At 66.6% G+C, this 24,174-nt stretch carries 15 protein-coding genes; 5 read left to right on the top strand and 10 right to left on the bottom strand.

Features of this window, described 5'->3' with window-relative positions; all coding sequences use genetic code 11:
• Position 1: 1 nt before the first annotated feature.
• Together CH292_RS05365 and CH292_RS05360 are read right to left on the bottom strand one after the other, a co-directional pair.
• Positions 2-1,285 (bottom strand): YibE/F family protein, encoded by a 1,284-nt coding sequence (locus tag CH292_RS05365; RefSeq protein WP_033189133.1) that lies wholly within the window; start codon positions 1,283-1,285, stop codon positions 2-4.
• A 292-nt stretch (positions 1,286-1,577) separates the two neighbouring features.
• Positions 1,578-2,828: a pyridoxal phosphate-dependent aminotransferase gene (locus tag CH292_RS05360; RefSeq protein WP_019663841.1), complete on the bottom strand. Its 1,251-nt coding sequence runs from the start codon at positions 2,826-2,828 to the stop codon at positions 1,578-1,580.
• 75 nt (positions 2,829-2,903) lie between these two features.
• On the opposite strand from CH292_RS05360, the gene CH292_RS05355 reads away from it, so the two are divergent.
• Positions 2,904-3,611, top strand: a complete 708-nt coding sequence (locus CH292_RS05355; RefSeq protein WP_019663840.1) for an SOS response-associated peptidase — start codon at positions 2,904-2,906, stop codon at positions 3,609-3,611.
• Here the strand turns inward: CH292_RS05355 and CH292_RS05350 are convergent.
• The gene (locus CH292_RS05350; protein ID WP_019663839.1) at positions 3,608-3,835 is read right to left on the bottom strand and encodes a DUF3263 domain-containing protein; all 228 of its coding nucleotides are present in this window, start codon (positions 3,833-3,835) and stop codon (positions 3,608-3,610) included. The two genes, CH292_RS05355 and CH292_RS05350, sit on opposite strands and share 4 nt — an antisense overlap.
• Before the next feature lie 113 nt (positions 3,836-3,948).
• On the opposite strand from CH292_RS05350, the gene CH292_RS05345 reads away from it, so the two are divergent.
• Complete coding sequence (locus tag CH292_RS05345; protein WP_094654163.1) at positions 3,949-5,859, top strand: prolyl oligopeptidase family serine peptidase; 1,911 nt, start codon at positions 3,949-3,951, stop codon at positions 5,857-5,859.
• 99 nt (positions 5,860-5,958) lie between these two features.
• Here CH292_RS05345 and CH292_RS05340 read toward each other — a convergent pair whose 3' ends face one another.
• Entirely contained in the window at positions 5,959-6,897 is a 939-nt protein-coding gene (locus CH292_RS05340; RefSeq protein WP_094654162.1) for a hypothetical protein, read from the bottom strand.
• Between the two features lie 212 nt (positions 6,898-7,109).
• A complete protein-coding gene (locus CH292_RS05335) occupies positions 7,110-10,637 on the bottom strand; it encodes a (Fe-S)-binding protein (RefSeq protein ID WP_094654161.1) in 3,528 nt (1,175 codons plus the stop codon).
• Positions 10,638-11,175: 538 nt separating this feature from the next.
• Between CH292_RS05335 and CH292_RS05330 the strand changes: the two genes are divergently transcribed.
• Entirely contained in the window at positions 11,176-11,865 is a 690-nt protein-coding gene (locus tag CH292_RS05330) for a hypothetical protein (protein ID WP_094654160.1), read from the top strand.
• 382 nt (positions 11,866-12,247) lie between these two features.
• Positions 12,248-13,387, top strand: coding sequence for a GNAT family N-acetyltransferase (locus tag CH292_RS05320; protein WP_143545724.1), 1,140 nt, complete (start codon positions 12,248-12,250; stop codon positions 13,385-13,387).
• Positions 13,388-13,541: 154 nt separating this feature from the next.
• On the opposite strand, the gene CH292_RS05315 is transcribed toward CH292_RS05320, so the two are convergent.
• From CH292_RS05315 to CH292_RS05295, 5 genes are all read right to left on the bottom strand, one after another.
• Positions 13,542-14,858: a S1 family peptidase gene (locus CH292_RS05315; RefSeq protein WP_179277911.1), complete on the bottom strand. Its 1,317-nt coding sequence runs from the start codon at positions 14,856-14,858 to the stop codon at positions 13,542-13,544.
• Between the two features lie 110 nt (positions 14,859-14,968).
• Positions 14,969-15,940 (bottom strand): hypothetical protein, encoded by a 972-nt coding sequence (locus tag CH292_RS05310; RefSeq protein ID WP_094654156.1) that lies wholly within the window; start codon positions 15,938-15,940, stop codon positions 14,969-14,971.
• A complete protein-coding gene (locus CH292_RS05305) occupies positions 15,940-17,025 on the bottom strand; it encodes a hypothetical protein (RefSeq protein ID WP_256977931.1) in 1,086 nt (361 codons plus the stop codon). Before CH292_RS05305 ends, CH292_RS05310 begins: the two co-directional genes overlap by 1 nt.
• Positions 17,026-17,124: 99 nt before the next feature.
• Complete coding sequence (locus tag CH292_RS05300) at positions 17,125-19,239, bottom strand: LuxR C-terminal-related transcriptional regulator (protein ID WP_094654155.1); 2,115 nt, start codon at positions 19,237-19,239, stop codon at positions 17,125-17,127.
• Between the two features lie 4 nt (positions 19,240-19,243).
• Positions 19,244-21,073: an Hsp70 family protein gene (locus tag CH292_RS05295; RefSeq protein ID WP_256977930.1), complete on the bottom strand. Its 1,830-nt coding sequence runs from the start codon at positions 21,071-21,073 to the stop codon at positions 19,244-19,246.
• Positions 21,074-21,314: 241 nt separating this feature from the next.
• Here CH292_RS05295 and CH292_RS05290 point away from each other — a divergent pair, with 241 nt between their 5' ends.
• A complete protein-coding gene (locus CH292_RS05290; RefSeq protein WP_094654153.1) occupies positions 21,315-24,080 on the top strand; it encodes an IniB N-terminal domain-containing protein in 2,766 nt (921 codons plus the stop codon).
• The last annotated feature ends 94 nt before the right edge of the window (positions 24,081-24,174 follow it).

Genomic DNA, 24,174 nt, shown 5'->3' with positions numbered 1-24,174 from the left:
CTCAGCGTGAATGGCGACCGGACTTCTTCGGTGCCGCCCGCTTCGGCCCGGCAACTCCGCCCGGTCGAGCGAGCAGTGCGGCGATGCCCGTCGTCAACGGAACGGACAGAGCAAGGGCGACGCCACCGACCGACGATCGCACGATCTCGATCGCCACGGCGTCACCCGTCAGCACGTCCTGGATGGACCTGCCCGCCACGCTGAACAACAACAGCAACGGCAGCGCTCCACCCGCGTACGCGAGCACGAGGGTGTACACCGTGCTCGCGATGTGGTCGCGGCCGACGCGCATCGCCGACGAGAAGATCTGCCGTCGGGTGGCGGTGGCGTCGGCGGACGCGATCTCGAACGCAGCCGAGGCCTGCGTGATGGTGACGTCGTTCAGCACACCGAGCGATCCGATGATGAAGCCGGCGAGCAGCAGCCCGGTGATGCTCACCTGCTGGATGTAGGCCTGGACGTCGGTGTTCTGTTCTTCCGACAGACCCGTCAGATGAGTCATTCGGATCGCGACGTAGGACAACACCGCAGCGAGCGCCATCGAGGTCAATGTCCCGAGCAAGGCGGAGCTCGTGCGTAGGTTCACTCCGTGCGCCAGATACAGCACCGCGTACAGGATGATCGACCCCGCCACCAACGCAACGGGTATCGCCGGGGCGCCGTCGAGCAACGCAGGCAACATGAAGCCGACGAGAACGGCGAAGGCGATGATCAAACCGATCAACGCACGGAAGCCGCGCCACCTGGCCACGACGCAGATGACGACCGCGAAGACGGCGACGATGATCGACAGCGGCAATCCGCGAGCGAAATCGTTGAACGAATACTGCGTCGTTCCGTTCGGATCGGTCTGCCGGACCAGTCGCACGCTCTCACCGGTACGGATGTCGGGTTGGCCTGGACCGGGCACGATCTCGATGAGAGTTCGTGTCCCCGCGTTCGGCCCGGAATCGATGGTCACGATGCTGCGCTGGCATTCGTATCCGGCGCCGATCGGTGGCGTCGGATTACCGGTGAAGACGCGTCCGGCGGAACCGCTGCCGCAGGCGCCGATGTCCTGGGACACGACCGTCCCGGCTTCGGTGTTCACGGCCCCGCCGCCCGAGGTCTGGAATGGAAGCGGGATCTCGACGCTCTGTTTGCTCGGCCAGAGCAGCACGGCTCCGGCAACGACAGCGAGACCGATGGCCAGCAGTAGGCCGATCACGATCCGGGCGGCGACGGGTCCGAGTGGAGCCGGCTCGTTGCTGTGACCGTGACCGTGTCCATGCCCGTGTGAATCCACGGTGCAAGGCTAGTGGGTGACGACGCGTCGGACCCAGCGCGACGCGGGGGTCGGGAGGTTTGGGAGCTCGGTGGCGGGGAGCAGGGGGGGCGTCCCCCGCCACCTTCCTGATCGCCCCGGGGGGGTGGGGTACGACCAGTGCTCGGGCACACAAGGTGCCGACCGCCAATCTACAGAAACTTGGGTCCGTGTGTAGGGCAGCGGGGATGTTTTTTGTGTCACTTTTCAATCACTTTCCCTACTTTCCCGTCAGTTGACGCGGCGGGTCGAAGGGAAAAGCGAAACAACCGACCTACTGCTTGTACGACGCCAGGAAGTTTCCGAACCTCTCGATGGCAACGGACAAGTCGCGAGCCCACGGCAGCGTCACGATGCGGAGGTGGTCGTGCCCCGGCCAGTTGAAGCCGGTGCCCTGGACGACGAGGATCTTCTCCTGCAGCAACAGATCCTGTACGAGCTTCTCGTCGTCGTGGATCTCGTGCACCTCGGGGTCGAGACGCGGGAACGCATACAGTGCGCCGCGGGGCTTCACACACGAGACGCCGTCGATGGCGTTGAGTTTCTCCCACGCGACATCGCGCTGCTCGAGGAGGCGGCCACCGGGCAGGATCAGGTCCTCGATGCTCTGGTGTCCACCCAGTGCCACCTGAATCGCGTGCTGTGCAGGCACATTCGGGCAGAGGCGAGTCGACGCCAGCAGGTCGATGCCCTCGATGAAGCCGGCTGCGTGTTCCTTCGGCCCGGTGATCGCGAGCCAACCGGAGCGGTAGCCCGCGACGCGATACGCCTTCGACAAGCCGTTGTAGGTCAGGCAGAGCAGGTCGGGAGCGAGGCTCGCCAACGAGATGTGCTCGGCATCGTCGTACAGGATCCGGTCGTAGATCTCGTCGGCCAGCAGCAGCAGCTGGTACTTACGGGCGAGGTCGACGATGCCCTGCAGAACTTCTCGCGAGTAGACCGCACCCGTCGGATTGTTGGGGTTGATCACCAGCAGTGCGACGGTCTTCGGGGTGATCTTCGATTCGATGTCCGCGAGGTCGGGGTTCCATCCGTTCTCCTCGTCGCACAGATAGTGCACGGCCTTGCCGCCCGACAGCGTGGTCATCGCCGTCCACAGTGGGTAGTCCGGCGCCGGGATCAGCACCTCGTCGCCGTCGTCGAGCAAAGCCTGCATCGTCATGGTGATGAGCTCGGACACACCGTTGCCCAGATAGATGTCGTCGACGTCGACCTCGGGGAAGCCCGGCTCGAGCTCGTACCGGGTGACGATGGCACGGCGAGCGGACAGGATGCCCTTCGATTCCGAGTAACCCTGGGCGTAGGGGAGAGCGGCGATCATGTCGCGAACGATCACGTCGGGCGCCTCGAAACCGAACGGCGCGGGGTTGCCGATGTTCAGCTTGAGGATGCGGTGCCCCTCCGCTTCCAGCCGCGCCGCGTGGGCGTGTACCGGCCCACGGATCTCGTACAGCACGTTCTGCAGCTTCGTGGACTGTTGCAGTGTGCGATGGCGCGTCTGGTGGATCGTCTGCGGATTGCTCACGCCCTTATCGTGCCAGGTGAAGTTCTCTCACCGCGAGCGGATTACTTGTCGGTAATCGGTGCGACAATCGACGGCATGTGTGGACGCTATGCCAGCACCCAGAGCGACAGTGATCTCCGCGCGGTGTTCGACATCGCAGAATCGGTGGGGGACGAGCTTCCCCCGTCCTACAACATCGCGCCGACGCAGACCGTACGTACGGTGCTGGAACGCACACCCAAGGACGAGCCGGAGTCCGACGCCGTGCGTCAGCTCCGGTCGGTGAGGTGGGGCCTGATTCCGTCGTGGTCCAAGGACGCCAAGATCGGCAGCCGGATGATCAACGCGCGATCGGAGACCATCACCGAGAAGCCGTCGTTCAAGAAGGCTGCATCGAAGCGTCGGTGCATCGTCCCCGCCGACGGTTACTACGAGTGGGAGAAGCGCGACGGGGCGAAGGTTCCGTACTTCCTGCACGCAGAAGGTGTCCTGGCCATGGCGGGGCTGTACGAGCTGTGGCGTGATCCCACGAAGTCCGACGACGACGAGGATCGCTGGGTCTGGTCCGTCACCGTGCTGACGGCGCCTGCAGCCGATGCGCTGGGGCACATCCACGACCGTTCGCCGGTGGTCATCCCGGACGGCCTTCGCGACGACTGGCTCAGCCCGTCCATCACGAAACTGGAATCGGTGCAGGAGATGCTGGCCACCGTTCCCGAGCCTCGCCTGCTTCCCTACGAGGTGGGGACCGCCGTCAACAGTGTGCGCAACAACAGCCCCGAACTGCTGGATCCGGTCGCTTAACGAAGCCGCCGCACGCAGACGGCTCGCATGCTCTCGCGGGTCTCGTCGTCGAGGGTCTTGCCTGCCGGTCCGTCGAGCATGGCGCTGAGACGGGTGAAGTAGGACCGCGCGGGCAGGCCGAAGTGGACGTAGATGTCCTCGTCGCTGCCTCCGCCGTATCCGTACCAGGATCGGCCGAATGCCAGGATTGCGTCGTCGACGCTGTTCGATGTCGTGTTGCGCACGGTTCCCCCTTGGGTCGAGACTCCATTCTGTCCAGCACATTTGTCCGGGGGATGAACGGCGCGTAACGACCGCAGCTCGTACCTGGCTTGTCCGGTTGCCTACGCTGGTCGGCATGACTGCGACCTCGTTGCCCTTCGGTTCCTGGCCGTCCCCGATTTCCGCTGCGGATCTGTCCGCGAGCGGCCATCCGGTGGAGGGTGGGCGATTCGTCGGCGACGAGATCCGGTGGGCCGAGATGCGGCCGACAGAGGGCGGCAGGACGACGGTGTGCCGCCATCGAGACGGGCACGTCGAGACCGTGATACCGGAGCCGTACAACGCCCGCACCCGTGTTCACGAATACGGGGGCGGAGCCTGGACCACCGTGTCCGACGGGCGAATCGTGTTCTCCGAGTTCTCCGATCAGCGCGTCTACGTCACCAGGCCCGGCGATACTCCGGTTCCGCTGACGCCGGAGCCGGAGACTCCGTCGTCGGTGCGTTTCGGCGAATTGACGGTCGTCGGCGACGAGGTCGTCGCGGTCCGTGAGGTGCACGACGGTACGGCGGTCGCTCGCGACATCTGTGCGATTCGGCTCGACGGGACAGGTGTCCGATCGCTGGTGTCCGGATCTCACTTCCTCGCGTTCCCTCGCTTGTCTCCCGACCGCAGCAAGCTGGCCTGGATCGCGTGGGATCACCCTCGGATGCCCTGGGACGGAACGGAATTACGAGTCGCGGATCTGTCCACCGGTGAGATCACTGTGGTTCTCGGCGGCGACGAGGAATCCGTTCTGCAGCCCGAGTGGATCGACGAGGACACGCTCTACGTCATCAGCGACCGGACCGGGTGGTGGAACATCTACCGAACCGACCTGTCCGGCAACGCAACCGCACTGCACGAGGCCGAAGCCGATTTCGGAGCGCCGCTGTGGCAGCTCGGGGCGCGGTGGTACTCGGTGCTGGACGACGGAAAGCTGCTGACCGTCCGCACCTTCGGGACCGACACCCTCGCCGTACTGGACCCGGAGACGGGCACCTTGCAGGACATCGATCTGCCGGGACTCACATCGGTGACACTCGGCGCGCGCAACGGAACATCGGTCCTGCTCAAAGCCGGTGGTGCCCAAAGCCCGAGCGGATTGCGACTGCTGGACCTCGAATCCGGCGACACCACGCTGGTGCGTTCCGGACTCGAAACCGTGCCCGACGCCGACTACCTCCCGCACGGTGAGCCCGTCACGTTCCAGGGGCCCGAACGCGAAGTCCACGCTATCGCCTACGCACCTCGCAATCCGGAGTACACCGGGCTGGACGGCGAACTGCCGCCGTACGTGGCATTCGTTCACGGTGGCCCGACAGCGCACGTGGCACCTGCACTGAACCCGGTGTTCGCGTACTTCACCAGCCGGGGCATCGGCGTCGTCGACGTCAACTACGGCGGTTCGAGCGGATACGGCCGTGCATACCGGAACAGGCTGCGGGGCCAGTGGGGAATCGTCGACGTCGAGGACACCGTCGCCGCTGTCCGAGGCCTCGCCGACGCGGGCCTGGCCGATCCGGCGCGTCTGGCCATCGAGGGTGGCTCGGCCGGCGGCTGGACCGTCTTGGCGGCGCTGACGTCGTCGGATGTCTTCGCCTGTGGTGCATCGTATTACGGCGTCGCCGAGCTGGAGATGTTCGTCGCCGAGACTCACGATTTCGAGTCCCGCTACATCGACGGGCTGATCGGACCGCTCCCGGAGGCGCTGGACCTGTACCGCACGCGCGCACCGGTCAACAACGTCGACGGCTTGTCGTGCCCGGTTCTGTTGTTGCAGGGCCTGGCGGACCCGATCGTTCCACCGTCGCAAGCCGAACGATTCCGGGATGCTCTGGTGAAGAAGGGAATTCCTCACGCCTACCTGGCGTACGAGGGCGAATCGCACGGGTTCCGCAAACTCGAGACACAGGTGAACGCACGAGAGTCCGAACTGTCCTTCTACGGTCAGGTGCTGGGCTTCACGCCTCCCGGCATTCCTGAACTGGAGCTGTGGCGACCGTGAGCGGTGCTGGTCGGTTCGGGAGCCAGCACCCTTTTTGTGGGGTCCGCACACGTGCTCGGACCTGATTCGGCGTGTCAGGTCGGCAAAAAAGGTGCTAGCTCAGGCGAACAGCAGAGTGGGGCGCGGGGAATTCCCGGCACGATCGGCAGCCGCATTGATCAACCGGTCGATGTGCTCCGGCCGGTCGAGATCGGCCCAGGTCAGCCGGACCACCTGCGCTCCGCCTGAACGGATCCGATCCTCGCGGACCTTCTCCTTCCACGCGACATCAGCCGGTGTTTCTCCCGTGGGGACCAGCCGACCGTACTTGACGAACCCGTCGAACTCGATCACGGTGAAAATGCCGTCCAGGTAGAAGTCGACGCGGGCGAAGACACCGTTGCCGTCGGACACTCGAACCTGAAGCCTCGGGGTGTAGCCGAGCTGGTGCAGCACCACCCGGCAACGAGATTCGCCGACGCTCTCGGACTTCCCGTTCATGAACTCCGCCACCCGACGAGCCTGTCGATTGTTCGGATGGTGGGCGCACGCGTCGAGCGCCGCAGCAACCTGCTCGGGAGTCAGATTCTTCGTTCGTGCAGCGAGATCGGCGATACAGACGGCGTCCGCGAACGTCAGCGATCGCGCCACATCGGCAACGGTCCGAGGTAGTGCGGTCACCCGAACCCCGTCGACGACGGCCACGTCCGAAGTGGAGTACGTCGCCCCGTGCACGATGCGATAACCGTTGCGCCGGCCACCGCCGCTCCTGTTCCGCGTGATGTGCACGTACCGAAGATCCGACGCGTTCACATCGAGACCGTGGAAGACCGCAGCCGTCGAGTGGCTGAGTATCGCGTCGTCGGCAGTAGCGGCGTCGAGCACCGCCTCGGCGACGACGCGGTGCTTCTCGGCGGGGGTGAGCGCATCGAAGTCGCTTCTGCTGACGAACCTTCCAGGCCGAAGTCGTCGCCAGGCCTTCGTGCGGCAGAAACGCTGCAACTCAGCGTCGGACACCCCGCGAGTCAAGGCATCGGATCTGGAAACGATTCTCGTCATGACCGAATCGTGGCAACCGCTCCGGCACGGAACAAGAGCGGTTTCAGAAATGTGGACAACGCCTGGGGCTGTGGATAACTCGGGCTTACGCGTGCACATTCGCGGAGTGTCGAGGGCGGAGCGTGCTATAGGGACCTGGCACCCCTACTGACGACTCCGCACGCCTGCTCTGAAGTGAACAGGCGTGCGGAGTCGGTAAAAAGGGTGTCAGGTTACTTCTTGCGTCCCGGAACCTTGGTGCCCGGACGGAACCCGAGTCCACCCGGCTTGGCCGGAGGCGGAGTCCTGGTCTCCCCGTTGGATTCCGCTGCGCCGTTGGAATCTGCTGCACCGTTGGAATCTGCTGCACCGTTGGACTGCGTGTCGCTGGTCGACGTCTCGGCAGGTTCCTGAGGTTCGCTGTCCTCGGGTTCTGCCGGGGCCTCTGCAGGCGATTCGGCTGGTGCAGGAGTCGCAGCCTTGCCCGGTGTCCGTGCGCCTGGCTTCTTGAAGCCGGACTTCACGGCCAGACCCTTGGGTGCGACCGTCGGCTTGGACTCCTCGACCGGTGCGGAACTGTCGACATCCGTGCCCTGAGGCTCCGGTGCCGACGTCTCCGACGCAGGTGCTTGCGGTTCCGCGGGCGTTTCGGTCGCGGTGTCCGGGGCTGCAGCAGTCTTGCCCGGCGTTTTCGCGCCTGGCTTCTTGAAGCCCGATTTCACGGCCAGACCCTTGGGCTTGACCGTCGGCAACGACTCCGACGACGCAACAGGTGCCGCCGACTCGGACGCAGCCGATTCGGTAGCTTCCGCTGCCGGCTCGGACGGTGCTGCCTGCTCGGACGGTGCTGTCGCCTCGGACGGTGTAGCAGGCTTGCCGGGTGCCTTGGCGCCGGGCTTCTTGAACCCCGACTTCACGGCGAGACCCTTGGGCTGGACGGTCGGCTTGGACTCCGCTGTTTCCGTTGCGGCTTCGGCCGTCGTGTCCGAAGCTTCAGGCTCCGCTGCGCTTTGGGGCTCCGCTGCGCTTTGGGGCTCTGCTGCCTCGGCGGGCTTGCCCGGTGCCTTTGCGCCCGGCTTCTTGAAGCCGGACTTGACCGCGAGACCCTTGGGCTTGACCGTCGGCGTCGACTCGGATGCTTCGGCAGGTGCCGCTGCATTGTCGTCCGTGTCTGCCGGTGCCGGTGCTGCTGCCTTCGATCCCGGTGCTTTGCCCTTGATCGCGAGGCCCTTGCCACCCGGCTTTGCGCCTCCGGCAATACCGAGCCCCTTGGGCTTGGCCGGAGCATCGGCGCTCGACTGAGCTGCCTCGGTGGCGTCGGGCTTCGCGCTTCCTGGTGCTTTCGCTCCCGGAGCCTTCGCGAGACCCTTCATCTTCAAGCCGCCGGCCTTGGGAGCCGGAGCAGCAGGGGCGGACTTGGCCTCTGCAGGCTCTTCGACGGGTTCGATCCGCTCGGCTTCCTCGACCTCGGCGGCGTCCTCGGACTCCAGCTTCTCCTCTGGAGTGAGCTCACGCGGGATGACCTTGATGTTCTCGCTGAGAACGGACGACTCGACGCGAGTGATCGACTCGAGCATCAGCTGCGCGACGTCGACGACCTCGACACCCTCGTGAGCGCCGCCCTCCTGACGCGCGGTGACACCGTCGGTGAGCATGACGCGGCAGAACGGGCAACCGGTGGCGATCTTCTGTGCTGGTGCCCCGCTCCCGCCCAAGGTCTCCAGCGCTTCGTCGACCCGGTCGATGTTGATGCGCTTGCCGATGTTCTCTTCCATCCACATGCGAGCACCACCGGCACCACAGCACATGGACCGCTCACCGTGACGCGGCATTTCCTTCAGGTTGGAGCCCGACGCGGCCATGAGCTCGCGGGGAGCGTCGTAGACCTTGTTGTGGCGACCCAGGTAGCACGGGTCGTGGTACGTGATGTCCTGGCTGACGGACGCCACCGGGATGAGCTTCTTCTGCCGCACGAGACGGTTGAGGAGCTGGGTGTGGTGCACCACCTCGTAGTCACCGCCGACCTGCGGGTACTCGTTGCCGAGCGCGTTGAAGCAGTGCGCACAGGTGACGACGATCTTGCGCTTCTTCTGCTCGACGCCCTCGAACACACTGTTGAGCGTCTCGATGTTCTGCATCGCGAGCTGCTGGAACAGGAACTCGTTGCCTGCGCGACGAGCGGAGTCGCCGGTGCAGGTCTCGTCCGCTCCGAGCACCATGAACTTCACGCCCGCCGTCGCCAGCAGTTCCGCTACGGCCTTGGTGGTCTTCTTCGCGCGGTCCTCGTAGGCACCTGCGCAGCCGACCCAGAAGAGGTACTCGTAGTCACGGAAGGAATCTGCATCCTGGCCGAAGACCGGGATGTCGAAGTCCATCTCGTTGATCCAGTTGAGACGGTCCTTGGAGTTCTGGCCCCAAGGGTTGCCCTTGTTCTCGAGGTTCTTGAACAGGCCTGCCAGCTCGGACGGGAACTCCGACTCGATCAGCACCTGGTAGCGACGCATGTCGATGATGTGGTCGACGTGCTCGATGTCCACGGGGCACTGTTCGACGCAGGCACCACAGGTGGTGCAGCTCCACAGAACCTCGGGATCGATGATGCCGCCCTCGACGGCGTCGGCGACGAGCTTGCGATCCGCCTCGTCGCGGGCAGACTGGGGGATCTTGTCCAACTTCGCCTGATCGGGGTTGCCGTCGGCGTCGACGAGACCGACCTCGTCACCGGCCATGTCCTTCTTGCCGCCGGCGAGGAGGTAGGGAGCCTTCTCGTTTCCGTGATCGCGGAGCGACATGATGAGCAGTTTCGGCGACAACGGCTTGCCGGTGTTCCAGGCGGGGCACTGCGACTGGCAGCGGCCGCACTCGGTGCACGTGGTGAAGTCGAGCCAGCCCTTCCACGTGAAGTCCTCGATCTTGCCCGCACCGAATGCGTCGACGTCGGGGTCGGCGTCCTCCATCACGAGGACCTTGCCGCCGGACATCATGGGCTTGGCGGCACCGAGTGCAACGCCGCCGTCGGCCTCACGCTTGAAGTAGATGTTGGGGAATGCGGTGAAGCGGTGCCACGCGACGCCCCAGTTGATGTTGCGGCCGACGATCAGGAGCCAGATCATGCCGGTCATCAACTTGACGAAGGCGAACACGGAGACCATTTCGGGACTTGCGGGCAGCAGCTTGGCGACCTGCATCGTGAAGAAGTCCGAGTAGGCGTTGGCGTGACCGTAGGTGGCGATCTTGCCGGCCTTGACGAGGATCATGCCGAGACCCTCGAGCAGAACGATGCCCTCGATGACGTACGCGACCTTCATGCGCGAGCCGCTGAAGCGTGACTGACGCTCGGGCTTGCGCGGATGGTTGAGCTGACGGATCACGATGAGGGTGACGATGCCGACGACGGTTCCGATGCCGAGCAGTTCGTCCCACAGATGCCAGGCGAACGTGTTGCCGAAGAGGGGCCACTGGAACTCGGGGTTGAACGTCTGGCCGTACGCCTCGAACCAGAGCAGGAAGCCACCGAGGAAGCCGACCATGACGAGCCAGTGAGCCCATCCGACCGTTCTGAACTTCGTCATGCGCGTGTGCGCGATGAACTCGATCATCATCTGCTTGAAGCGCGGGATGAACGGGCGCAAGCGGGTTTTGTCCGGCTGGCCTTGTGCGATGGCGGCAACCATCTTCCAGATCCCTCGGAAGAAGTAGGCCCAACAGACAAGGCTGAGGAGGAAACCGACCGTGCCCAACGTGATCGTCAGGGCGTTCATGAAGCGGCCTTTCGTTCGGTGGTAGCGGGGCTGTGCTACCTCGGGTCAGCCCGATCAGCCTAAGAGTAGCGGCGCTACCCGTCGGTAACAAGTTTGTTGTTACCGGCTGGTAACTTAGGGGCGGCTTAGATGCGGCTGCTGGTGACCGCGGGTTTTCGCCTACCGGCCGACGGGCTGAACCGGTCAGTAGGGTGTGTTCTGTAGGTCACGTTATGCCTAGCGAAGCAAGGGTCCGCAGAGAAGGCAGCCCTAAGTGCCCTGTCGAGGTGCCCCGAAAATTGGGGGCACGAAGATTCGAATTGGCTGATTTGCCCTGTTTTCACTGGTCTCACCGATTTCGGGTCGACATCTTGTGACGGGTGATAACCAATGGGACTCGCATAGGCGCCAAGAGGATAACGTTCGGTCGGAGTTGTGAGATATGCTGCAGCGCGCACCGACTTACTCGCGGATTCAGTCTGGGGTGTATCTGCGTCTGACGGGCTACCTCTGTTCGGTACTGCCAGGCTCGATTGCATAGAAACGGAACAATCTCCACATGAAACTCAGCAAACTGGTCGTTACGGCAGCGTTCGTCGCTTCCGCAATGGGTCTTGCCAGCGGCACTGCCTATGCACAGCCGGCAACCGATGCCCCCGCACCCTCGGAAGAGGGCACCGCAGGCGAGAACATCGGCTTCGAATCCAACCTCGAGGACCGCACGATCGTCACGACGATCGACGCCGGAGTCTTCAAGGTCGCCGACGACGGCAAGACCGTCGACGTTCTCGACTCGACCGACAAGGTCGTCGTCACCCTGCCGCTGTCGTTCAATCTCGGTGGTCTGAACTTCCCGTACGAGCAGAACGTCGACAACGACGGCAAGACCCTGCGTCTCGTCCCGCAGTTGGACCTGACCAAGGCGTCGGCCAACTCAGCATCAGTCGGCGCCACGAAGGTAGCTTCGACGGATGAGAACTTGAAGGCGCAGCAGACATTCGCGTCGCAGCTCGGTCTTGCTACTGCAATCGGCGGATTCACGGGAACCGTGGTCGGCGCGGGTCTCGGTTTGCTGGGTGTCACCATCGGACCGCTGGTATTCGCGACGGTCCCCGCCGGTGCAGCGATTGGTGGCGTAATCGGGACGATCATCGTCGGCGGGCCCACTCTGATTATCGCGGGCATCGATCTGGCTAACACTCTCCTGGCAGCTCCGGGCACGAGCAAGTTTGCTGACAGCACGAAGTAGTTAAATCACGAAAGCGGGCCCACGACCTCTTCGAGGACGTGGGCCCGCTTTTGTTTGCTCTAGCCGTAGCGGATACCTGGGCTGAGCAGGCGTATCCCTTCGACAACGATGGTTGCGGCGTAGCCCAGGAGGTCGAATCCGACCTGCAGAAGTGGCGACATCTTTTGGGCCTTTCGTTGAAGGGGTGAACGTCTATCGGTACTGGTGTACCGAATTTCCGGGTCGATCATACGATGCGAAGTCGCTCCGCGAGAGGTGCCGACGGCCGCGTCGGAGGCGCCGATCCGTGTCATGCGAACGGATGTAGTTTGTAGCTCTCTTTACGAACTCTTGGTACTTTGGAGCGGTGGAAACGGGCATCGCGACGGTTACGGTAGAAGTCTTGTCGAGTGCCGAGTCGATTCTCGACGACTGGGAGGATCTGGCGTCCCGGGCTGGCACAGTGTTCTCGTCCCGACCGAGTTTCGTGCTCAACGTCGCCGGCGCGCTGCGGCTGAACGTCAGGTTCGTCGTCGTGCGTCGCGGTTGCCGTGTGGTTGCTCTGGCTCCCCTCGATACGGTCAGGCGGGGACCGTTCGTCCTGGCGAAGGTCGTCGGCAGCACGTTGGGGGTTCCCCTCGAATTTCTGAGTGACGACGAGGAAGCCTCGGACGTCCTCCTCGGTGGCGTCGCCGACCAGGGGTGGATGCTCACGGGTGACTCGATGATCGCGAACGACCCGACGGTGGTGCGACTGGGGCGGCACGGCGCATGGGACGCGGACGCACTCGTGCGCGAGAGGGTCCCGGTCGTCGTGCTGCGGCCCGGCGACACGGCGTCGAGTATCCGCAGTGCCAAGTCGTTGAAGCGGCTCCGTCAGTATCGATCGAAGATCGAGCGGCAATCCGAGTATCGGGTCGAGCAGATCAGAGATGTCGCCCATCTCGACGCGCGCTGGAACGACATCGTCTCGCTCGCCGCCGATTCCGTCGAAGGGACCGACAAGGTCAACTACCTCGTGGCGCCGCACGGGGAGTTCGCGCGTGACTTTCTTCGGAGCGAAGCTCGGGCCGGCCGGTTGTGCATTGCCGGGTTGGTCGTCGACGGGCGATGGGTAGCGCACGAGATCGGCGTTCGCACGCATCGTCGGATGGAGGGGTGGCTCACCCACTACGATCCGTCGATCGGCAAACTCCAACCCGGACATCAGTTGATCGAATGGTTTGCCGACACGCACGACAGGCTCGGAGTCGTGGAACTGGATCAGGGCGTCGGCGTCAACAAGATCAAGAGCGTGTGGGCCAACGCGGGGGTACGACGTATTGCGGGTGACGGCGGTTCCGAGGGCCTGGTGGCTCTCTGGGTGCATGAAGTCGGCGTTACGCAACCTTCCTTCGATTCTGGCCCGAACCCGCTCGGCGCTGCACAGAGCGGCCGAGCGGGCCCAAGATCGATGATCAGCGCGGCGGCGCCGGCAGGAAATCGATGGCGGTTTGCCACAGCGTCACGAGATACTGCGCGAGATCCAGCCAAATTCCGTTGAATGCAGACACTTTCCGCTCCCCCTGCTACGTAGACGTTGACTGAGGAAGCATACCTTCGGTTCGAAGAAAAGCCCTCGATAGAACCTTAAGTTTGTTCTGCGGACAAAAATGTCGCCGCACCTCGTAGGAGATGCGGCGACACGTGTGCAGAGACTACGTGACCGGCGAGGTGCGCACGGTTGTTCCGGTTTCCGAGGCGACCTGGTCGATGGGGATGCCGAGGCTTGCTGTGCCGCCGTACTGCGCGAGAGCCAGGTTGGCTTCGGTGCAGTCCGGTGCGCCACCGCTGTTGGAGCCGCTGGTGATACCGAGTGCAAGGGTGCCGGTGACGATGGCGCCGCCGCTGTCGCCCGCGAGAGTGCATGCCGTGCTGGCGAATCCGCGGACAGCTCGGCTGCTGCCGTCTTCCATGTACAGCTGAGTCTCGACACGATCCGCCGCCACGATGCCGCAGGTGAACGACGACGACTGCCCCGACTTGCACACCGGTGCGCCCACCACGGGAGATGCGGTGCCGGTGATGGTGACGGTGCTGCCGTTGGCGCCGCGGACGGTGGGGCGATCCAGCCCGGAGGCGACGCCCTTGTCGTTCAGGTCGATGACGGACCAGTCGAGACCGCTGGCCGATCCGAGGCTGGAACGGTCGAAGCTACCGATTTGGGTGCTGTCGTTGACGTTCGCCGGGTTCGGCAGATAGACCGGCGCACCCCCGGCCCCGGTGTCAGCGTTGGGATTGCAGTGTCCGGCACTGAGATTGACCGGATTGCCCGAGCCGTCGGTGGCGTTGAAGCCGAACGAGCAGACGCTGATGTCCGTCGGCGACGTGCTCTTGATGTCGGACGTGGTGGTGACGTACGTGTCGCCGCCCATCGGCGACGGGTCGACGGGCTTCGGAGCGCCGGGGGACAGAATGACCTTCAGATTGGCAAGCAGCGTCGGCAGATTGAGCGCATTGCCGATCGGGCTGTTGACCACGTCGATGACGATCTGGTTGTCGAGAATGTCGATCGACGTTCCGTTGACCTGGCTGGCGACCTCACGAGGCAGCGACCCGATCCACGCATTCAAGTCGGACAACGACTTCTCGAGGCCGTCCGCGGACACCGGAGCCTTCGCAGTGTCGTACCCGTCCTTCGCCACGGCCTGAGCGGCGGCGTCGGATGTCACGGCGACGACGGCATTGCCGTCGGGACCGATCCAGGCACCCGCGAAATCGGACGGACGAGATGCACGGAAGTCGGACGCATATGTCGACAACTCCTGCGCGCGCGCCGCGCGGTCCAGGTACTCCTGCGGAGAGATCTTCAGATCACGCACCACAGCGTCGGCCAGTTCGCGGGGAAGCTGATCCACCGGGCTCTGGACTACATCGGCCACAGGATCCGCCGAGGCAGGGACCGAGAAAAGACCGATGGAGAGAAACGCCGTCGAACAAAGCACTGCGGCGCGCAGTGCCCCCGTGTTACGCATGAAATCCCTTCATCGGGTGCTGAGCATCAGCGACCCACCATAGGGCATGGTCGCGTAGATCTGGTGAAGCCGCAGTTCAGCGGGCTAGCCCATCGAACGGCGGGCGCAGTCTAGCGCGAGCCGAAGTCCGGAATCGTCGGATACGTGAAGTCCGGAATTGTCGGGTACGTCAGCCTCGGCCGGCCAGTCGGGCTCGAAGGCTGTTCTTCCTCGGGCGGAGGCAGTTCATCGAGAGCAGGCGGCTGCGGCCGAGCCGGCGTCGTCACCACCGGCGGCGGCACGGCGACGGAGCCTCGCATGGGTTCCTGCGCCGGCGATTCCTGCGCCGGCGGCTCCGTCGTCGGGAACGGTATCGCCGACGTCGGTGCGGCGGGCGCCAGGGGCGAGGACGTCTCCGGGGTCTGCGCATCGGTGATAGCGGGCGGGGTGACCTCCGCGCCGCCGTCGAAGGTTCCGAGCGCAGCGGCGATGCCGACCGATCCCGCGATGACGGCGACTGCAGCGGCTGTGACGACAACGAGCGGACGTCGTCGATTCGGTTCCGTCGACGGTGGGATCGGTGCTGCGTTCTGATCGAGAGGTGATTCGGAGAAGGCGAGTGCTGCCGGAGCGACGATCACCGGGATCGCATCGGTGTCCGGGTCGGATTCGTCTTGCGGCGATTCGAGAACGGCCAGTGCGCCGATGGCACGGGACGCGGTGTCGGAGAGCGGTGTCTGTCCGGACGAATCGACGGATTCGAACTCGAAGCGCGCGCGATTGGCGGAGATCAGTCTGACGTCGGGCATACCCGTGCGGGCCAAAGCGTCACGCATGACATCGATTTCGGCGGGACCCCAGCCAGGAGGGAGTGCGAATCCGACGATGGGAACAACTCCTCCGTGCACGGAAGTGACGTGAGCCGACAGCGATGCGATGGTCCGCGCGACCGACACACCGTCGAGCTGCCCGATCCGAGCCGTGCCGTCGGGTCCGACGGACAGCCGTGCCGGAGTTTCCAGGATCTCGGGTGGAGTGGACAGGGTAGGGCGATGTACGGCTACGGCAGTCGCCTCGTCGACGGCAACGGCGAGGAATCCCACTACGGCATGCCGGTCTGTGGGCTGGTCTCTGGTCCATCCGAGGGTTCGTCGGTCCCCGGTTCTTCCCCCGTGGAGACTTTCTCGTCCTCATCCTCGTCGGAGGGAGTGGTGTCGTCGGATGGTTCAGGGCTTGCGGAATCGTCGGTCGGATCTGGCGTCGGCGTGGCGGTGGTGGTTTCCTGGACGGGCTCCTGCGCGGCGGGAACGGTGCGGGGTGGCTCGATCGGAGTTGGCTCGGCCGAGGGCGAGGGCGCGGGCGCGGGCAGTTCCGGCATCGGTGCCGGAGGGAGCTCGTCGACGATGGGAACGACCGTCGGGAAAGGCAGGGTCGCGCCGGGTGCCGATGTGGTCGTCGGGGAGGCCGCTACCGGTGCGCTCTCGATCTCCGGCAGGGCCGGGGCCGACGAATCCTGCAACACCAGGGCGGTGACTGCGCCGCCCAGGGCAAGTACAGCCGCGAAGGTGGCAGCAGCGAGGACCGGCGTTCGCATCCACAACGGTGGGGTCCTCCGCGCGACGACGATCCGCTCCGTCACCGCATCGACCGGATATTCCGACGCCAGTGCTGCAGCGCCGCGAGCCGCGGCGATGCCCGGGTCCGTCCCGCCCCAGGTGGACTGGCTCGACTCCGCCCAGGCGGTCTGTGCTTCGGACTCGGCGACAAGCGCGACGTGTCCCAGGTCGAAACGGTTCATCGCCATCCGGACCGATGACACGCGCTCGGCAGTCCAGGTCGCAGGGAAGGTTGCCGCGGCGGCGATCGACGTCATCTCGGTGCCGATGGACTGCGCTACCTCGGCGAGCAGGCAGCGAAAGGTCATCGCCACGAGGTCGCCGGGCTCGAAACCCGATGGGACCTCGTCTGCGACGAACGCGGTGAATTCTGCAGCATTGGGATCGTCGGTGCCGCCTAGCGATGCGGAACCGTCGGCGTGGATGTAGAGGACAGTGTTGTGCAGGGACGCGATGTGCAGCGACGGGCTTGCGCTGTAGGGGTGCGAGACGGCAGCGATCGACCGCTGATCGTCGACGTACAGCCCGACGTCCGGAATTCCACCGTCGGCCGGCTTGTCACCGTCTGCCACGTGCCGGTTCACCATCGCCTGCGCTTTCCTGGTCTGCTCCGAGCAGGCGCACGACGCACCGGCTCACTGACCTGGATGTCGCATTCGGGGGTCCCGAAGTTACAGATCGGGTGATCCGGCGCCGTACCCGAGCGCGCGCAGCATGGACAACAACTCGGACCGGGATCCGGCGCCCAGCCGACGCCGGATACGTGCCACGTGATGCTCGACGGTTTTCGCCGATATGTAGAGGCGCGCACCCGCCTCGCGGTAGGTGACGCCCAGGACCAGGAGTTCGGCCACTTCGGCTTCCCGCGCGCTGAGCGAACCTTTGGGCTCCGCGGTCTCGTCCGTCGTGGGTGCTGCGGTGGGCAACCTGAGGGAGCGAGCGGTCTGGAGCAGCGACGTCGCGACGCGGGTGTCCGCCACGCGCAACGCTGCCTCGCTGGCGAGTCGGGCACCGTCCCACGACAGTCCGAACCGGGTCAGCGACTGCGCGGAGGCTTCCACGTCGGCGACGTTCGGGTTTCCCTGTAGTACCCCGAGCCACGCGCGTCCGGCCCCGGCCAGCGCGGCGGCGTACCGGTTGGACTCGGCGGCCTGGGCGAGTGCGCGGGCGTGCGGGACGAGATCGGCGGGATGCTCGGCCAGGATCGCGGCCTGGACGCCGTACCAGTGCAGCGACGACGACCACGCGTGGGGCTCGTGCAGGTCGGCGATCACCGCGTCGGCCTGCGCGGTCAGATGCGCGACGCGTTCCGGCTGTCCCACGCGGACGGCCGCCAGAAGCAGCTCCCCGACGGGGAGAAACGACAGAAGATCCACCGAGTACGACGCGACGACGTCCAAGGCCTCGTCCCATGCGGTCAGCAGTGCTCCGGTGTCACCGGATCGCCTGGCCAGGCCGACGCGAAGACCTGCTTCGAAGAGTCGGTTTCGGTTATGAGACAGCGGGATTCGAACCAAGTCGAGGTGCGCCTGCGCGTCTGCGGTGTCGCCCGCGAGCATCGACGTCCACGCGCGCAGCAGAACGAGCCTCGCTCGGTGTGGATGCGCCGCAGGATAGGCGTCGACGGCCCGGCGGGCGGTGGCGTCGGCGCGCGCGAGATCACCGGTGTGGAGCGCGAAGAGTACGGCGACGGCAGCCGCGGAATCGGGACTCGCGCGACGAGTCGTGCCCGAAAACATGGCGGTCGCCTGCAGGAGTGTGCTTGTCACGAGCGATACTTCGGGCGTCGACGTCGCTCGGATGGACTGCCGGATGCCTTCGGCGAGGAGTGTCGCCCGAGCCCCGGCCGCAGTCGGCGGACCGGCGGCGTCGGACGCTGCGAGCGACTCGGCGGCCGCTGAATTACCGGCGACGAGGGCAGCTGCGATCGCCAGATCCGCGTCGACGCCCGTCCTCTGCGGCCCGAGCCAGGTGTAGAGCTGGGCGGCGCGGGTCAGCATTCCGCGCTCGGCCGCGACGGCCGCCGACACCCGCACGGCGACACGGAGGGCTGCGACGTCGATCGAATCGTGTTGCCCGAGTGCCGCGTCGGCCAGCTCCTCGGCCGTGTCCAGATCGCCGAGCAGGAAGCAGTTCTCGGCCTGCGCCGGTGCGACGCTCACAGGATCTGCTCCCGCGGTCACGGCACGCTCGTACAGACGCACCGCGTGTTCCGGAGCGGCCGCCGAGGCAGCAGCTGTCAGGTATGTTGCGAGCTCGGGGTGTCGGATCCCGCTGTGTGACAGAGTCACTGCGGTATCGAGATCGAGAGTGTCGGTCTTGCAGCGGTATTCGAGCAATTCGGTCGCCGTCGACTGCATCCGTCGCGTCCCGACGACGGTCTGCAGCGCGCGATCCACCTCCGGCAGCGATTCCAGCGTCGACGACAACAAACCAGCGGCGACGGCGTCCTCCGTCGCTGACCCGGTATCGGCTCCGGTGCCGACCAGCTCGGTCACGACCTCCGGATCCGACCCACCGCCTAAGTGCGCCAACAGAACAACCGTCTGCGCGGACTCCGACAGGGAGCGCAGGGCCTCGACCCGGTCCTCGAACACGGCGTCGGACACTGCCCGGGTGACCGCAACATCGGCCTCGGCCCGGGTGGCGGCGTCGAGTGCCACGTCGACCGACCTCGGGCAACCGCCGGTGAGCGTCGTGATCGCGGCGGCCAGCACCGCGGACACCGGACGGCCCCTCGACGCGGCCAGCGCCGCGACGTCGGACTTCGTCAGCGCAGTGTGCACGGAATCAGTTTTGTCCGGTCAGGCCACCGAGAACGCCGCCGAGACCGTCGACGGTCCCACCGACTACGCCGCCGACACCGTTGCCGAGGTCGCTGACAGCCCCGCCGACTCCGTTGCCCACGTCACCGAGAGTGGGGCCGTTGTAGGTGGGGCGCGACGGGAGTTGCGGGCTCGGGACATTCACGCTCGGCGCGGTCACGTCGGGAACCGTCACGACCGGTGCGGTGGGTGCTGTGCCGGCCGGAGGGACGGTACCCCCGGCGACGGGTGCGGCGGGGTTCTGCGCGGCGTTCGGGTCGGCGACGACGGTGCCGTCGGGTGCGATGATCGTGCCCGGTGCGGGAACGAGGGTTCCGTCGGCTGCGACGGTCGGTGCGGGAAGGCCGTTCTGGGTGGTTGCGGCCGGGTCGGTGCCCTGGCCGGTGTCGGCGACGACGGCGGCCGTCGTGCCGGGGGCAGTCGTACTCGTCGTTCCCGCGGTGTTCTCCGAGACGGTCTCGGCCGGCTTGTCGTCGGACGTCAATGCCGTGCCGACGGACAGGCCGCCGCCGGCGATGACGACGAGAGCGGCGACAGCGGCGACGACGATGCCTGCCTTCTTCCGGCCGGACATCCCGGCGGGCTCCGCCGAGGCCGATGCCGGAGCCGACGTCGGGGCCGGGCGTGGGGCGGGGCGGGTGGCGTCGGCGAGCATCGATGCAGGGGGCGCGGGCGGTGCGTCGGCGACGACGGCTGCGGAGATCTCGGCTGCGATGATCGCGCCGCCGATGGCGGGGATGCGGCCGGGGTGCGGACCGGTGACGACCGGGACGCGCAGTTCCGACGAGATCAGCTCGGCGACAAGGGGAATGCTGGAGCTTCCGCCGGTCAGGAGGACCTGGGTGACGTCGCCGACGTCGAGGCCGGTGGTGTGCAGGGTCTCGCGGATCAGCTCGACGGAATCGAGGATGGGCCGTCGGATCAGATCTTCGAGTTCGTCTCGGACAAGCCGTGTTTCGCTGCGCAGGCCGGGGAGGTCGACGGTCAGCGTGGTCGCGGTCTCGTAGGACAGTCGCTCCTTCGCTTCGCTGCAGCGTGCGCGCAGTTCGACGAGAGCCCCGACGGTGTCCGGATCGAACGCGTCGAACTCGAAATCGCGACTACTGGAGACGGTGCCGAGGACGTACTGGGTGACGATGTGGTCGAACTGCGAGCCGCCGAAGTCCTGCGAGTGGACGCCGGTCCCGATGACACCTGCGTCGAGCCCGGTACGCATGAGCGTGATACCGAGCGAGGTGGCGCCGAGGTCGTAGATGACGGTCAGGCCCTCGCCCTGCTGCCCGCGTGAGCCTTCGAGCCAGCGCATCGCGGCGAAGGACTCGGGGACAAGGGTGGTGTCGGGGAGGCCGACACGATCGAGCGCTTCACGCAGCACATCCGAGGTGTAGCCGGTCCACCGGTCCGGGTGAGCGACGACGATCGTCGCATCGGAACCACCCGCGTGAGCAAGCTCGGAGACGAGTACGTGGGTGGCCGTCGCGAACAGGTCCTCGGCGGCGTAGGAATTGCCCTCTTCGTCGATCAGGGGGACGGGGTCTCCCACCCGGTCAGCGAACCCGGTGACGAGGTGTCGCTGCTGCCGGTCGGCGAGGGCCGCCAGATCGGGGGAGGAGTCGGGACGAAGATCGAGGGCGGTCCGACGCTCGACGGTCGGCATGGCCTCGTCGGTGGCGAAATCACGCGGTGCGTACGGGTCGTGAGACGCGTCGAGGGTGGCCACCGAGGTGACCGTTCCGATCCGAATACCGATCCCTGCGCTCATCATCATCTCCGACTTCGTAATGGGCAGCGACACCCGTCGACGCTGCTGGTGATGTCGACAGCATCGCATCTTTCGTTACGTCTCACAGCTGGTGACGGGCCGATCGCGGGCAAATCCCCTAATGGCCCGGAATCCCCTAATGCCGGAACCCTGGGTGGCGCCGATGGAGTAGGGGGTTCGTCCCCGTTGGGCGAACCGCCCCCGGGCCATAGCTTTGTGATCAACCACGAACGACCCCCCGGAACCCCGCTTCCGAACATCCAAGGAGCCTCAGATGGCCACCAACGCAGTACTCGACTTCATCCTCAGCCTGCTTCGAGACGACGAAGCCGCAGCCGCGTACTGCGCCAACCCCGAAGCAGCCCTCGCGGCCGCCGGCCTCGGCGACGTCTGCCACGCGGACATCGTCGCCGTCGCCCCGCTCGTCGCCGAGTCCGGCTTGTTCGCCGGAGCAGGTTCGCAGCTCTCCGCGATCCTCGGCGCAGGCGCCGGTGCGGCAGGCAGCCTCGACGGTTCCCTCGCCGGTGGCGCTGCCATCGGAGGCGGGCTGTCGACCGGACTCGGCCTCACTGCCGGAGCCGTCGTGGGCGGCGGACTCGCCGGCGGCGGTGTCATCGGTGGTGGACTGGGCGGTGGACTCGGCGGCGACATCGACTTCGCCGGCGACATCGCAGCCCAGATCGGCGCCGCCCTCACCGCAGCACTGGCGGCAGGCGGGCAGATCGGTGTCGAGCTGGGAGCAGCGTTCGGCGCGGCACTCGAAGCCTTCCTCGGCGCAGGCGCAGCGATCGGCGGTGGCCTCGATCTGGACGGTGGCCTCGGTCTCGGTGGCGGCCTCGACCTCGGCGGCGCTCTGACCGGTCTCATCGGCGGCGGCCTCGGCTTGGGCGCCGGGATCGGCGCGGAGCTCGGTGCAGGCGTCACGGCAGGCCTGAACACGGCCCTCGACGCAGCGCTCGGCGCCGTCGGCGGAATCGACCTGGGCGCCATCGCCGGCGTCGAAGGGGCCCTCAGCGGAGCACTCGGTGCCGCATTCGGCATCGGCGGAGAGATCGGCGCCAACCTCGGCGCAGCACTTGGAAACGTCGTCGGCGCCGTCGTCGACGCGGGCCAGATCGACCTCGTTGGCGGCCTGGCAGGTGGCCTCGGAACCGCACTGACCGCAGGCCTCGGCCTCGGCGGAGGTGTCGCAGCCGGACTCGGATCGGCACTCGACGCAGCGATCGGCGCAGGCGCGGGCCTCGGCGGCGGATTGGGCGGCGGACTGGGCGCAGGGCTGGAAGGCGTGTTCGCCCTGCAGAGTGGTCTCGCCGCGGCTCTCGGATCCTCCCTCGGCGCCGTGCTCGACGCCGGCGCGCTGGCAGACCTCGATCTCGGTGGCCTCGCCGGACTGGACCTCGGCGGCATCGTGGCAGGTACCCTCGGAACCGCACTGGACCTCGACGCAGGCGTCGTCGGAGATCTGACCACGTCCCTCGGAACCGCCATCGACGGCGCGCTGGGAGCGGGCCTGGGCGGTGCCGCCAACCTCGAAGGCATCCTCGGCGCGGCATTCGGAATCGGCGGAGAAGCAGGCGCAGGCCTCGGCGCCGCACTCGACGGCATTGCAGGACTCGGCGCCGGGCTGGATCTGGGTGCGGCTCTCGGTGCAGGCGGAGCTCTCAGCGGCGCCCTCGACGGAGCGTTGGACGCAGTCGCCGACGCAGCAGGCGGCCTGGACCTCGCTACCGGTCTGGAAGGACTCTTCGAGGCCGACGGCGGCCTGGCGTCGACCATCGGATCCTCTCTCGGCGCCGTGCTCGACGCCGGTGCACTCGCGGACCTCGACCTGGCGGGCGTCGCAACCGGCGACCTGGGCGCACTCGTCGGCGGAGCCGTCGGAACCGCGCTCGATCTCGACACCAGCGCAATCGGCAGCCTGACGGCGGCTCTCGGATCCGCGATCGACGCGTCCGCCGGGGTCGACCTCGACGCAGCAACGAACCTCGAAGGTGTTCTCGGAGCAGCCTTCGGCGTGGGTGGACAGGCAGGAGCCGACCTCGGCGCCGCACTGGACACGGTCCTCGACACCAGCGGAGCACTCGATCTCGGCGCAGCGCTCGGCGGCGGCGCAGAACTGGGCGGAGCGTTGACCGGAGCAGTCGACGCAGCCCTCGGCGCTGCAGGCGGTGCCACGGGCGGTCTGACCGGCGGCGCAGCCGGTGACCTCGGCGCAGGCGCAGTCGGCGGCGTGACCGCAGGACTCGGCGGCGGACTCGCCGCCGTCGGAAACGCAGGTGCAGGCCTGGCCGGCGGACTCGGTGGCGGACTGTCCGGCCTCGGCTCCCTCGGCGGAGGCCTGGCAGGCGGATTGGGCGGCGGCCTGACCGGTGCAGTCGGCGGCGCGGTGGACGGTGCTGCTCAGGCAGGTGCCGGTCTCGGTGGCGGACTGGCAGGAACGGTCGACGGCGCGGCCCAAGGTGCAGCCGGACTCGGCGGCTCGGTCGCAGGCGGCGTCGACGGAACCGTCGGCGCGGGCGTGGACGCTGCTGCACAGGCAGGCGCCGGACTGGGTGCGGGTCTCGGTGCAGGCCTCGGGGCCGGACTCGACGCGGGTGCGTCGGCAGGTGCAGGGATTGCAGGCGGATTGGCGAGCGGCGCAGCAGCCGGAACCGACATCGCAGGTGACGTTGCCGGCGGCCTCGCCGGCGGTGCGTCGGCAGGAGCCGACGTCGCAGGTGACGTGGCCGGCGGACTGCAGGGCGGAGTGGCCACGGGAGCAGACGTTCTCGGCGGCGCGGCAGGCGGACTGTCCGGCGGCTTCGACAGCGTCACCGACGCCGCGGGCAGCGCATCCGGCTCGTTCGACTCGCAGTACGACTCGCAGTTCGACTCCAGCAGCTGGTCTTCGGTGGACTCGAACGTGTTCGGTTCGGCGCAGTCCTCGCTGGACTCCTCGCTCCACTCGGAGGGCAGCCTGCACGGCGCCGCCGACAGCACCGCGGACTCGGTGGCCGACATCGCGTCGGTCGATCACCACACGGACCTGATCAACCCGTAACGTTCCACGAGGGAGAAGCACGGCCCCGGGCGGTTCTTCCGCCCGGGGCCTTTTCTCTCGTTAGAGTCAGGTCGGACGAATGCACGAGCACCGA

The sequence above is a fragment of the Rhodococcus sp. 14-2470-1a genome (genome assembly GCF_002259425.1).
GTDB lineage: Bacteria > Actinomycetota > Actinomycetes > Mycobacteriales > Mycobacteriaceae > Rhodococcoides > Rhodococcoides fascians_E.
This window is presented reverse-complemented; position numbering and strand designations above follow the sequence as displayed.